General features: G+C 67.7%; 13 protein-coding genes. 7 read left to right on the forward strand and 6 right to left on the reverse strand.

Annotated elements, in window-relative coordinates; all coding sequences use genetic code 11:
* Nucleotides 1-29: 29 nt before the first annotated feature.
* Genes AB0M15_RS14580 through AB0M15_RS14590 form a run of 3 tightly spaced genes read right to left on the reverse strand, consistent with a single transcriptional unit; the run spans nt 30 to nt 2977 of the window.
* On the reverse strand, nt 30-1172 hold the full coding sequence (locus tag AB0M15_RS14580) for a SpoIIE family protein phosphatase (protein ID WP_363817878.1): 1143 nt from the start codon (nt 1170-1172) through the stop codon (nt 30-32).
* Nucleotides 1169-1972, reverse strand: coding sequence for an alpha/beta hydrolase (locus tag AB0M15_RS14585; RefSeq protein WP_363817880.1), 804 nt, complete (start codon nt 1970-1972; stop codon nt 1169-1171). The genes AB0M15_RS14580 and AB0M15_RS14585 overlap by 4 nt, the downstream gene beginning before the upstream one ends.
* A gap of 30 nt (nt 1973-2002) precedes the next feature.
* Entirely contained in the window at nt 2003-2977 is a 975-nt protein-coding gene (locus AB0M15_RS14590) for a helix-turn-helix domain-containing protein (RefSeq protein WP_363817883.1), read from the reverse strand.
* A 71-nt stretch (nt 2978-3048) separates the two neighbouring features.
* On the opposite strand from AB0M15_RS14590, the gene AB0M15_RS14595 reads away from it, so the two are divergent.
* Nucleotides 3049-4002: an NADP-dependent oxidoreductase gene (locus AB0M15_RS14595; RefSeq protein WP_363817886.1), complete on the forward strand. Its 954-nt coding sequence runs from the start codon at nt 3049-3051 to the stop codon at nt 4000-4002.
* Nucleotides 4003-4015: 13 nt separating this feature from the next.
* On the opposite strand, the gene AB0M15_RS14600 is transcribed toward AB0M15_RS14595, so the two are convergent.
* Nucleotides 4016-5218 carry an MFS transporter gene (locus tag AB0M15_RS14600; protein WP_363817888.1) on the reverse strand — a complete coding sequence of 401 codons (1203 nt, stop codon included), beginning with the start codon at nt 5216-5218 and terminating at the stop codon, nt 4016-4018.
* A gap of 66 nt (nt 5219-5284) precedes the next feature.
* Between AB0M15_RS14600 and AB0M15_RS14605 the strand changes: the two genes are divergently transcribed.
* From AB0M15_RS14605 to AB0M15_RS14630, 6 genes are read left to right on the forward strand one after another with little or no spacing between them, the layout of a single operon-like run.
* Nucleotides 5285-6169, forward strand: a complete 885-nt coding sequence (locus AB0M15_RS14605; protein WP_363817891.1) for an NAD-dependent protein deacetylase — start codon at nt 5285-5287, stop codon at nt 6167-6169.
* A gap of 31 nt (nt 6170-6200) precedes the next feature.
* On the forward strand, nt 6201-7061 hold the full coding sequence (locus AB0M15_RS14610; protein ID WP_363817894.1) for a helix-turn-helix domain-containing protein: 861 nt from the start codon (nt 6201-6203) through the stop codon (nt 7059-7061).
* Between the two features lie 10 nt (nt 7062-7071).
* Nucleotides 7072-8358 (forward strand): FAD-binding oxidoreductase, encoded by a 1287-nt coding sequence (locus tag AB0M15_RS14615; RefSeq protein ID WP_363817897.1) that lies wholly within the window; start codon nt 7072-7074, stop codon nt 8356-8358.
* The gene (locus tag AB0M15_RS14620) at nt 8355-8948 is read left to right on the forward strand and encodes a dihydrofolate reductase family protein (protein WP_363817900.1); all 594 of its coding nucleotides are present in this window, start codon (nt 8355-8357) and stop codon (nt 8946-8948) included. Before AB0M15_RS14615 ends, AB0M15_RS14620 begins: the two co-directional genes overlap by 4 nt.
* A complete protein-coding gene (locus AB0M15_RS14625) occupies nt 8945-9865 on the forward strand; it encodes an NAD(P)-dependent oxidoreductase (RefSeq protein WP_363817902.1) in 921 nt (306 codons plus the stop codon). The genes AB0M15_RS14620 and AB0M15_RS14625 overlap by 4 nt, the downstream gene beginning before the upstream one ends.
* Before the next feature lie 13 nt (nt 9866-9878).
* On the forward strand, nt 9879-10871 hold the full coding sequence (locus tag AB0M15_RS14630; RefSeq protein WP_363817905.1) for a phosphotransferase: 993 nt from the start codon (nt 9879-9881) through the stop codon (nt 10869-10871).
* On the opposite strand, the gene AB0M15_RS14635 is transcribed toward AB0M15_RS14630, so the two are convergent.
* Together AB0M15_RS14635 and AB0M15_RS14640 are read right to left on the reverse strand one after the other, a co-directional pair.
* Entirely contained in the window at nt 10820-11248 is a 429-nt protein-coding gene (locus AB0M15_RS14635) for a Type 1 glutamine amidotransferase-like domain-containing protein (RefSeq protein WP_363817908.1), read from the reverse strand. The two genes, AB0M15_RS14630 and AB0M15_RS14635, sit on opposite strands and share 52 nt — an antisense overlap.
* 135 nt (nt 11249-11383) lie before the next feature.
* On the reverse strand, nt 11384-12415 hold the full coding sequence (locus tag AB0M15_RS14640) for an SGNH/GDSL hydrolase family protein (RefSeq protein ID WP_363817911.1): 1032 nt from the start codon (nt 12413-12415) through the stop codon (nt 11384-11386).
* Nucleotides 12416-12507 lie beyond the last annotated feature (92 nt).

The raw sequence follows: 12507 nt of genomic DNA on the forward strand, positions 1-12507 counted from the left end.
GGCACGGAATTGAGGCCCAGACCGTTGTGTCAGCGGACAGGCGCTCCGAAGGCCAGCAAAGCGGTGTCATCCGCGAGTCGCGGACCGAAGCCGGCCAGTACTTCGGAGAGTGCCGCGACGAGCGCGTCCGGTGACGTACCGGCGTACTGGCCGGCGAGCGCGCGGAGGGCGTCCGGACCGTACAGATCGCGCTCGCCGTTGACGCGGGCCTCGGTCAGGCCGTCGGTGTAGAGAAGGAGCAGATCGCCCGGCTCCAGCGCCACCTCAGTCTGCGGGAACTGTGAGTCCGGCAGGATGCCGATCAATGTGCCGTCGGGGCTGGGCAGGTACTTGCAGGTGCCGTCGACGCGGATGAGCAGCGGTGGCGGGTGGCCGCCGGAGGCGAACCGCAGGGCGATCTGGCCAGTCTCGGAGCTCTGCAGGGTGCCGAAGACTGCCGTGCAGTAGCGCAGGTCCCCGTTGGAGAAACGCTCGTACAGCAGCTCGTTGAGGGTGCTTAGTGCTGCTGCCGGGTTGTGCATCGCGGCAGCGCGCAAGGTGTAGCGGGCCAATGAGGTCACGGCCGCGGCAGCTGGACCCTTGCCGCAGACGTCGCCGAGGAAGAACCCCCAGCGTTCGCCGTCGATGGCGAAGACGTCGTAGAAGTCGCCGCCGAGCTCATCGGGTGAGGCGGTGTGGTAGTACGCCGCCGTGCTCACGCCGGGGACAGTCGGCATGGTTGCCGGTAGCAAGGATTGCTGGAGAACGGCGAGGGCGTCCTGGAGCCGGGTGCGGTCTTCCTCGGCCTGGCTGCGAGCCAATTCGGCTGCCTTGCGCTCGCGCAGCAGCTCCTCCTCGTACGCGCGCCGGATCTGCGCATCGAAGACGGTGGTGCGGATCTGGCCCGAGACCACGGCTGAGGACACGAGGACCGGCATTCGGGTGGAGTCGGCTCGTTTGAGTTCGAGAGCTACGCCGGCCACCTCACCTTGCAGCCGCAGCAGGGGAGCGAAGTGGGTCTCGTGGTAGAGCTTGCCGCCGATGCTGAGCAGGTCGGCGAAGCGGAGTCGTCCGACCACGGCGTCGCGGTCGAGGCGGAGCCAGCCGAGCAAGGTGTTGTTGATGCTGACGATGGTGCCGTCGATCGCCGTCGTCAGATGGCCGCAGGGGTAGGTGTCGTCGTCGGCGGTCATCGCAGTGTCGCGAGGAAGTCGGTGATCGCGCGATTGGTTGCCTCGGGCGACGAAAGGTGCGGGCAGTGGCCGGTCGCGTCCAGGGTGACGAGGGTCGAGCCGTCGACGGCGGAGTGCACGTAGGCGCCGACCTGACGTGGGGCGATCAGGTCTTCGGTCGACTCGAGGATGAGGGTGGGCACGCGTACGCCGGCCAGGTCGGTGCGGGAGTCGGAGAGGAACGTAGTACGGGCGAACACGCGAGCCATCGCGGGGTCGGTGGCGCAGAAGCTGTTGGTGAGTTCCTCGCCGAGTTCGGGGCGGTCCGGCGTACCCATGATCGCCGGTGCCATCGCGGCGGACCAGCCGAGGTAGTTGGACTCCAGCGAGCTGAGCAGCTCGTCGATGTCTTGCGCGGTGAAGCCACCGCGGTAGTCGCCGTCGTCGATGTAGCAAGGGGAGGGCGCGACCATCACCAGCGCGCCGATCCGGGGCGGCGCCTTTTGGGCGGCCAGTACGCCGATCATCGCGCTGACCGAGTGGCCGACGAAGACCGCGTCGGTCAGGTCGAGCGCGGCGCAGACCTCCACCACGTCATCGGCATATCCGCCAAGCGTCGAATAGCGCACTTCGTCGAACGCAGCCAGCTCGGATCGCCCGGAGCCGACGTAGTCGAAAAGCACGATCCGATACTCCGAGGCCAGCGCGGGAACCGTCAGCCGCCACATGTTCTGGTCGCAGCCGAACCCGTGGGCCAGGACGACCGTTCGCCCGTCCGGATTCCCCGTGACGACGACGTTGTTCCGGCGCAAGGTGTCCATCCGGTCATCCTTGCACCCAGGACCCGTTGTTCAGGAGGTACGGAACGTCCGGCGGTAGGCGGTGGGGGAGATGCCGGCCGTCTCGCGGAGCTGCTGCCGCAGGTTGGTGCCGCTGCCGAGGCCGGTGCGGTCGGCGATCTGGTCGACTGTCAGGTCGGTGTCCTCGAGCAGTTGGCGGGCGTAGTCCAAGCGCTGCATGGCCAGCCAGGTGCCCGGGCTCACGCCGGTCTCGGCGCGGAATCGGCGGGTGAAGGTCCGTACGCTCATCCGGGCGTGGGCGGCGAGCTCGACCAGGCTCAGCGGGCGGCCCAGTTGCTCGGCGGCCCAGGCTCGGGTGGCCGCAGTACCGCCGTCTTGTCCAGGCGGAATCGGGCGCCAGACGTACTGCGCTTGCCCGCCATCACGCCTCGGCGGTACGACGCACGCGCGGGCGACCGAACTCGCGACGGCGCTGCCGTGGTCGTGGCGGATGACGTGGAGGCAGAGGTCGATACCGGCTGCCACTCCGGCGGAGGTCAGTACGTCGCCGTCGTCGATGTAGAGCACCATCGGATCCACTTGTACTGCGGGGAACAGTTGCTGGAACTCCTCCGCCTCGGCCCAATGAGTCGCGGCGGGCCGGCCGTCGAGGAGTCCGGCGGCGGCCAGTACGAAGGCGCCGGTGCAGATTGCGAGGAGCCGGGTGCCGGGGCGGAGGTGCTTGAGGGCGCGCAGTACGTCGTCGTCGAGCAGGCCGTCGTTGGTGACGATGTCGTGGAGCAGGCGGGTGGGCGGGATCACGACGGTGTCGGCGGTAGCAAGCACGGAGGCGTCGTGCTGGACGGTGATCGAATAGTCCTCGGCAGTGCGTACCGGCTCGCCGTCGATGGTGCAGGTGATGACCTCGTAGAGCGGGCGGTCGTCGGCTGCTTGGGCCCCGCCGAAGATCCTCGACGGGATGGCCAGCTCGAACGGGACGACGCCTGGCAGGGCCAGGACGGCGACGCGATGCGGTGATACGGACATGGCCCGATAGTTTCACATGATGTCCATCAGGCCAGTAGGCAGCGGGCTGGGCAACCGAAAGACTTCTTGCCATGACGACGATGAACGCGGTGGTGGCCCAAGGGATCGGTGGACCTGAGGTTCTGCAGTTGCAGGAGGTGGAGCGGCCGGTCCCGGGGCTGACCGAGATCCTGGTCCGGGTCCGCGCGGCCGGGATCAACCCGACGGACTGGAAGGCTCGCGCAGCAGGCGGCCGGGTCGGCGCTGACGACTTTCCGCTGATCCTGGGTTACGACGTGGCCGGCGTGGTGGAGCAGGTGGGTGGTGGCGTGACCTGGTTGAAGGTGGGGGACGAGGTACTCGGGATGCCCAAGTTCCCGGTGCTGCCGGGTGGCTACGCGGAGTACGTCGTTGCGCCGTCGAGGCACTTCGTTCGGAAGCCGTCGGTGTTGAGCTTCGAAGAAGCCGCGGGGTTGCCGCTTGCTGCGCTGACCGCGTGGCAGGGGCTGGTCGATACCGCGCGGTTGAGCGCGGGACAGCGGGTGCTCGTGCATGCGGCCGCCGGGGGAGTCGGCCATCTGGCTGTCCAGATCGCGAAGAGTCTCGGCGCACATGTGATCGGCACCGCGAGTGCACCCAAGCACGATTTCGTCCGCTCGCTCGGCGCGGACGAGGTGATCGACTACCGCTCGGTGGACTTCGCCGACGTACTACGTGAGTCCCCGGTCGATGTGGTTTTCGACCCGATCGCGGGCGACACCAGCCTGCGCTCGGTACAAGTCCTCAAGGACGGCGGCGTGCTCGTCTCGATCCTCAACGTCGAGGACGACGCGGCCGCCGAGGCGAAGCGGCGCGGCATCAACGCCGACTTCACCCTGGTCGAGCCCGACCGCCTCGCGTTGACCGCCATCACCGACCTGGTAGACGCCGGACAGTTGAGAGTGGAGATCGACTCGGTCTTCCCGCTGGCCGAGGCGGCCGACGCGCATCGCCGCGGTGAGACCAACGCCGCCAGCGGCAAGATCGTCCTCCGCGTGGCTGATTAACTCACTCACTCACTCACTCACTCACCTGTGCGCGTCGGCTGAGGACGGCGAAGGCGATCGTGGAGAGCGTGGTCAGGGCGGCCGGGAGGAAGAAGACGTGGGGGAGGCCGATGGCTGCGACGCCCAGGCCGCCGATCGCGCCGCCGATGGCTGAGCTGACGGGGATCGAGCTGAGGAAGATACCGGACGCTGTGCCGACGCCTTCGGGGTACAGATGCTGGGCGATCGAGACGCCGAGGGCGCCGACGCAGGCCCAGAGTCCGGCCGTGAGTGCTTGGCCGACGAAGAGGGCCGCTACGGAAGTACTGGTGGCGTAGGCGAGGTTGCCGGCCAGGCCGAGGGCGGCTCCGACGGTCATCACCTTGAGCCCGCCGAAACGATCCGCCAGGCGGGCGACGAGCGGGAGCATCAGCAGCTCCAGCAGGGGCTGGATGCCGATCACGGCGCCGCGCATGGTGTCGGAGACGTGGAGCTGGTCGGCCATGTAGATGGGCAGGTAGCCGAACTTGATGGTGTCGCCGGTCATCGCGAGGACACAGATCGCGGTGAAGACCAGCAGCGGCATCATGTGGTCGATCTGGCGCCGGCTGGTGGAGCGCGGGATCAGGGTGACGTCGTCGTACCGCTCCACGCGCTGCCGGCCGAGCGGGATCATCTGGGCGAAGACGCAGGTCGCGGTCGCCACCAAGAGCGCGCGGAGGCCGAACTGCCCGCCGAACCAGCTTCCCGCGACGGGACCGATCATCCAGCCGATCACGAACGCCATTCGGACGGTCGCGACGACTCGGTTGTCCGCCTTCGTCGGATGCCGGCTCAACTCGTCTCGGCAGGCCGCGAACAGCTGGGCCATCGACCCACCGGACACGCTCAAGGCGATCGCACTGATCACGAAGGGCAGCCACACGGTGTTGGCCGCCGCCATCGCGAGCCACCCGACCGTGCCGACCAACGCACAGACCCGGAACCACAGGAGCCGCTCAGGAGTCCGGTCCGACAACCGCCCGACCAGATATCCCGCAACGGGCGCCGCCAGGTTCGTCACGTAGTACAGCCCGGCGACGGGCAGCGGCGTGTGCAGCTCCCGGACGAGGAAGAGCGTCAGCTGAGGCGTGGCCGCCGACATCCCGATCCCCGCGATCAGCAAGGCCAGGAACGACGCCCGGTAGACCTTCGACCGGAAGACGATCCCCAACGCAGACCCGGACCGGTCGAGCATCACCCTCCCCTAAACCGCTTCAGCTACCTCCCGAACCCTATCCGAGCGGCAACGTACTCTTGAGGGGTGCGTTCTCGTCCCACACTTACCTGGTCTCCAGGGCCTGATGTGCTGTCGCTTGCTCCTGGGGTTACGGATGTCGCGGCGGTTGCCGACGTAGTCAGTGGTGGGCGTGTGGTGGTTTTGAGTGGGGCCGGCATTTCTACCGAGTCGGGGATTCCGGATTATCGGGGTGAGACGGGGAGTCTGCGGACTCATACGCCGATGACGTACGGCGACTTCGTGGGGAGTGCGGCGGGGCGGCAGCGGTACTGGGCGCGGAGCCACCTTGGCTGGCGGACGATCGCCCGGGCCGATCCGAATGCCGGGCACCGGGCCGTGGCCGCGTTGCAGGCTCGGGGGTATGTCGACGGGGTCATCACCCAGAACGTCGACGGGCTGCACGGTGCTGCCGGGGCGCGGGATGTGATCGAGCTGCATGGGAACCTCGATCGGGTGATCTGTCTGGACTGCCGGCAGACGACTCCGCGGGAGGAGCTCGATCGGCGGTTGCGTTCGGCCAATCCCGTCTTCGACGCGCAGGCGACGCGGATCAACCCGGACGGCGATGTCGAGCTGCCGGACGAGGTGGTGAAGGACTTCCACCTGGTCGACTGCACCAACTGTGGATCGTCGCTGCTCAAGCCGGATGTCGTCTTCTTCGGCGAGAACGTGCCGAAGACCCGGGTCGAGCGGTGCTACCGCCTGATCGACGACGCCCGTGCGGTGCTCGTCCTCGGTTCGTCGCTGACCGTCATGTCCGGCTTCCGCTTCGTCCGGTACGCCGCGAAGGCCGGCAAACCCGTCCTGATCATCAACCAGGGCCTCACCCGCGGCGACCCGTACGCCGCCGTACGGGTGAACCTCCCGCTCGGCGAGGCGCTCACCAGCCTCACCGGCGCACTCCTCTGACGGCGGCCTTTTCGGGTGCGAGGATGCCGTCGTGGAGTCCTACGTCGAGCATCCGCCGCTGCCGGAGCTGGCGACGATGGTGCGCACGGTGTGGATCCAGCGCACCGGCGACACGGCGTACCTGCAACGGCATCTGCCCACCGGCGGCGTCGAGATCCACTTCCCGATCGGTGGCCGACCGCAACTGCTCGGCCCGTTGACCGGTCCTGAGCTGGAAGTCATCCCGCCGCACACGACGATCGTCGGCGTCCGCTTCCATCCCGGGACGCCGCCGCCGCTCCCAACCGTGCTCGACGACCTGGTGGATCAGCGGCTCGGCCTGACGGACCTATGGCGCAACTCGGCCGACCGTCTCGTCGACACAGTCGCCTCAGCCGGTACGCCGGAACGCGGGCTGCTCCTCTTGCAAGCCGATCTCCTGCAGCAATTCCGGCGTACCGGCGCAGTGGACGTCTTGGTCGGCGAAGCCGTGCAGGCGCTGATGCCCTGGCGCCCGGTCAACATCGACACCCTCGCGACCCACCTCGCCCTGTCGCCCAGCCAACTCCGCCGCCGCTGCCTCCAAACGGTCGGTGTGACTCCCAAGGTTCTCCAACGAACCCTGCGCTTCCAAGGCTTCCTCGCCCTGGCCCAAGCCGGCGCCACCCCCAGCGGCCGACGCGGTACCGACGGCATGGCGGGCCTGGCAATCGACACCGGCTACGCCGACCAGGCCCACCTGAGTCGAGAATGCCTCCGCCTCACCGGCGTCACCCCCACCCAACTCCTCGGCGGCGACCTAGAACGCTGCCACTGCGGCCACGACCACTCCGCCTCCTACCAACCCTTCCTCGCCACCCGGGACCGGCACTTGCACGATTTGTTCAAGACCGAGGCGGTACACCGCTCGTAGGTTCGGACCCATGCCCGACCTGGCCGCGACTCTCGACGGTGAGTTGTTCAGACCCGACTCACCGGGCTACGACGCTGCCCGCCGTCCGGTCAACGTCGCCTACCAGGACGTGCGGCCGCGGCTCGTGATCCGGTGTCGGTCGGTCTCAGACGTCGCCAACGCGATCCGCTACGTGGCCCGTACGGGCGATCGTCTTGCCGTTCGTGGGGGCGGGCATTGCTTTGCTGGGCGGTCGTCGACGGATGGGGTTTTGCTCGATCTGTCCGGGCTCGACGGGATCTCGGTGGTCGGTGAGGTGGCGACGATCGGAGCGGGGGCGCGGCTGGCGCAGGTGTACTCGACGCTCCACGCCCAGGGGCGCACCTTGCCGGCAGGGTGTGGGCCGACCGTTGGGATCGCCGGGTTGACGCTGGGCGGCGGGATCGGGCTGCTGGGGCGGCGGTACGGATTGACCTGCGATCGGCTCATCGGCGTACAGGTCGTGCTGGCGGATGGCAGCGTGGTGGATTGCGATGCGGACCACGAGCCCGACCTGTTCTGGGCTCTGCGTGGTGCGGGCGGCGGTCAGTTCGGTGTGGTGACGGTACTTCGATTCGCCACGGTTCCCGAGCCGCTGGCTACCCGGGTCGAGGCGCGCTGGTCGGGTGGTGCTCTCGAGGACGTCGTGTCGGCCTGGCAGACCTGGGCGCCGGATGCGCCGGACGAACTAACCGTCAACCTCAGCGTCGCCTCGGAGCCCGGCCTGCCGATGGAGGCGACGCTCTTCGGTGCTTCTCTGCTCGGCGAGGGACCGACGCGGGAGCTGCTGCAGCCGTTCGTGTCGTCGGCCGACACGGTGGACTTAAGCGCTGGGCTGCCTTTTCACCGGTTGAAGAGCACCTTCGCCGATCCGCGGGGTGTTCCTGCGGTGCGGATGCGATCGGAGTTCTTCTCGCAGCCGATGTCCGCGGGAACGGTCTCGTCGCTCCTGTCCCAGCTGGAGAAGGGGGGACGGGAGATCGCCTTCACCGCGATGGGTGGGGCGTACAACCGCGTCGCCGAGGACGCGACGGCGTTCGCTCATCGGGGCGAACGCTTCCTGCTCGAACACATCGGCGCGGCGGATGATCCGTGGATCGACGAGTCGTGGGCCACGGCTCACCTCGACGGCTCAGGACGGGTGTACCCCAACTTTCCCGACCCGGCGCTCGGCGACTGGGCTTCGGCGTACCACGCAGGCAACTATCCACAGCTGGTGGCGGTCAAGAACGCGTATGACCCGGACCGGTTCTTCCATTTCTTCCAGGGAGTGTCATGAGCAAGGTATTCAGTGCGTTGTCGGTATCGGTCGACGGGTTCATCACCGGGCGCGATCCGGGCGAGGGGCGCGGGCTCGGCGACGGGACGATGCTGTTCGACTGGTACTTCGACGGGGACACGCCCAGCAAGGAGTTCGACGGGTTCAAGCTGAGCGAGGCGAGTGCCCGGGTCTTCGACGCGTTTGCCGGGCGGGTCGGCGCGAGCCTTGCTGGGCGGAACACATACGACGACTCCGGCTGGATCAACGGCGGTACGCCGCATCCGAATGCGCCACTGGTCGTGCTCACGCATCGGCCGATCCCGGGCACTCGTGATCGGCAGACTGTGATCACGACCGGGATCGAGGATGCTGTGGCGGCTGCGCGGTCGTTGGCCGGTGACAAGGACGTCGCGCTGATGGGCGGTGGCGTGGTGACGGCTGCCCTCGAGGCGGGGCTCGTCGATGAGCTGGTCCTGCATCAGATACCGATCCTGCTGGGCGGGGGCCGGCCGTTCTTCCAGTCGTTGCCTTCGCACGTGGGTCTGCGGCTCGTCGAGGCGGTACCGGCGGCCGGCGTGACGCACCTCCATTACGAGGTGGTCCGATGATCCTCGTCACCGGAGGCCTGGGGATGATCGGCGCGCAGACGGCTCGGGCGCTGGTGGATCTGGGGCAGGAGGTCGTGGTCACGGCGTACCGGCGTACTGAGGTCCCGTCCTTCCTGGACGGCAAGGTGGTGGTGGAGTCGCTCGACGTCACGGATCGGGACGCGTTCCTTGCCCTTGGCAAGCGTTACCCGGTGACCGGCATCGTGCATCTGGCGGGGACCATCCCTGGTGAGGATGCGGTCGACTACTTCCGCACGGACCTGACGGGGCTGCTCAACGCGCTGGATGCCGCGCGTGCGTGGGGTGTCCGCCGGTTCGCGGTCGCCAGCAGCATCGGCGTCTACATCGGACGGCCCGAGATCCCTTGGCAGGAAGAGCTTTCGTTGGTCAATGCGGAGTATCCGCATCTGATCATCGCGTTCAAGAAGGCTGTCGAGCCGCTGGTGACGCACAGCCTGCAGGGCACGGGCATCCAGCCGGTACTGCTCCGGATCGGTGGCACTTGGGGACCGCTGATGGACCCGGAGTCGCCGTTCAACCCGATCCCGGCGTGCGTCAGCGCAGTACGCCGTGGCGAGACGCCGCGACCTATCTACGCCGACGACGGCGGTGACAACTGCTATGCCCCCGACACCGGCCGTGCGATCGCTCTGCTGATGACTGCGGAGACCTTGCAGCACGACACGTACAACGTCTCCAACGGCCGCCGATCCACCAACCGCGAGGTCGTGGATGCTTTACGGGCCGCCATCCCCGACGCCCGACTCGACGTCATCCCCGGCAGACAGTTCGGCCCCGGCGACGACCCTTATCTGGACATCACCCGGCTCACCAAGGAAACCGGCTTCGCCCCTAGGTATGACGTCGCCACCGCATTAGCCGACTATTTATCCTGGCGCGCCACCAACCCTCGCTGACTACGCTGTGGGGATGGCTGAACTGGCGTCGAAGCGGGCTCAGGTTGCGCGGATTCGGCGTGCGGCGATTCAGGCCATGGCGGAATACCCGATCGAGGAGCCGCGGCTTTCGTTCATCGCTCATGGAGAGAACACGACCTTCAAGGTCGAGTCCGCGGACGGGCGGTTTCTGCTGCGGGTGCATCGGAACAATCGCCATGGGACGGGTGTCGATTCGAGCATTGCCGTCGGGTCGGAGCTGGATTGGCTGGCGGCGTTGCAGGCGGAGACGGAGCTGAGTGTGCCGTCACCGGTTCGGGCGCGCACAGGGGAGTGGACGGCGGTCGCTGACGGGCGGGTTTGTTCGGTGCTTGGGTGGCAGGGCGGGAGGATGCGGGCGGCGCATCCGAAGGCCGCGCACTTCAGGCGGCTGGGCGGGGTTCTTGCGCGGTTGCACGAGCATGCTTCGGGTTGGGAGCCGCCAGCAGGTTTCGTACGGATGCGGTGGGACTGGGAGACGTTCTTCGGGAACACGATGGAGTACGGCGGGGTGTCCGCGGCCGGCTGCTGGGATTTGTTGCCGACGCCTGTCCGCACTCAATTCGATGAGGTCGCGCTGCGGATGCGAACCGTAATGAAAGGACAAGGAGCTGCATTCGGTCTGATTCACGCTGATCTGCATCTGGACGATGCGCTGTTCGACGGCGACGCGGTGCGGATCATCGACTTCGACGACTGCGGCTTCGGCTACTGGCTGTACGACCTCGCAGTACCGCTGTGGGACAACCACTACCGGGACGACTACCCGGCGTACCGCGCGGCGCTTCTCGACGGCTACGCGCAACACCGCCGGCTGCCCGACCTCACGCACCTCGACGACTTCATCGCCACCCGGTACGTCGCCTTCGGGCTCTGGTATGCCGGGATGGCCCAGGTCAACCCGTCCTTCGCGGCCGACCTGGACCGGACGATGGACTACATCCGGCGATCCCTCGATCGGATGCTCCCGGCGCTCACCCCCACGTAGACCGCCTCGGAGCGCAACGTCGGCAGCAGATCGGAGAGCCCGGACCGCCGCATCCAGTCGGCCAGGAACAACGGATCTCCGCCACACACCAGCAAGGCGTCCGCTTCCCGAACCGTAGGCACCCACGCGTCCTCGTCGATGCTCGGCAGCACCGACAGCTCCAGCACGCCCAACGACTTCCACCCCAGCTCCGCCAATCGCCCCGGCCCCTGACCGGCGATCGCCCGCCGGGCCATGTACGGCCCACCGCGAAAGGGGTGGAGGGCTGTCGGGATCAGCAGCGCATTGGCCTCGGCGATCGGCTTGCCGAGCAGCTCGACCAACGCGTCCTCAATGCTGTCGTTCCCCACACCAGCAGAAGTCAGTAGAAGCCTCATGACACCTTCCTAGTCCATGGAGGAGTTCCTCCTACCCCTCCAACGAGCGGCGCTACCCCGATCCGACATGAGCACCGGACCGGTCCCCTGCGTGAAAGGGGCCGGTCCGGTGTCCGCCGTACGGATTGGAAAGGGTCAGCGTTGCGCGCCGGTCCGTAGGCGGTCCAGGTGGGCCTTGACGGCCGGGGTGGACTTGGATTGGGCAGCCTTGCGGCTGAGTTCGCGGGCTTCGGTCGTCCAGCGCTGTTGCTCGGCGGCGGTGATGGTCGTCGGGGTGCCGGTCAGCTGCTTGTAGGTCAGCGACGCCACGCCGGCCTGGCCTTCGTACCGAGGGTGGTAGTTCAGCGCCCGCAGCAGGTTGATGTCCTTGCCCTGGATCCAGGCCTGACCGTCAGGAGCACACGCATCATGCCCGGTGGACGGCCCGAAGGTGTCGACGTAGACCGCCCCGCCGGCCGCGGCCGCGCCGGACACCGCCTGGTTGAGCTTCTGCTCGACCGAGTACAGATAGGCGTAGTCGCCGTCGGAGAACGGCAGGATCGCGGGGCAGACGCCCGTCTCCGGGGCGATCTTCGGATACCCGATCAGGACCACCGTCGCGCGCGGCGAACGCAGCTTGATGCCCTTCACCACCTCGGTGATCCGGGCCTGCGTCTGGGTGATCTTCGCCGCCAGCGTGTCCACGCCGTCGACGGTGAAGTGCTTCTTGCACGGCGACCCCGCCGGATCGGCCGCCCGCAGCCCCGGGCAGGTCCCGGTGATGTCCCCGAAGACTCCGAAATCGTTGCCACCTATCCCGACGGTGACCAGATCGGTGTCGGACCGGAGCGCGTCGAACTGCGGCGGGAAGGTGCCGAGCGGCGTGCTCTGCGGCTGGGTCATGTTCGTCGTGTCCGCGCCACCGCAGCTGACGTCGCTGAAGGACGTCACCCGCAGCTGGGCGGCGAGCTGCTTGGGGTAGTTGTTGGAGGAGCGCAGGCAGCCGAGCGACAGGATGTCGGGCAGCGGCACCAGCGGTGCCGAGGAGTAGGAGTCACCAAGAGCGACGTACTTGCTGAACACAACTGGCGCGAAGGCCGGGGCGGCAGCCTGAGCGGTACTCGTGAGGGACATCGAACCGACCAGTACCGCCGAGCTGCAGGCGGCGACGAGACGCTGAACTTTCACGGAACCTCCGAGGGTGCGAAAGAAGTGCGGGCCCAATCTAAGTTGAGTCACCGTCCGATTACAAGGGGTGACGAAGGGACCTGTTGATACAC

Origin of the sequence: Kribbella sp. NPDC051718, from assembly GCF_040681515.1 — a bacterium.
Lineage (GTDB): Bacteria > Actinomycetota > Actinomycetes > Propionibacteriales > Kribbellaceae > Kribbella.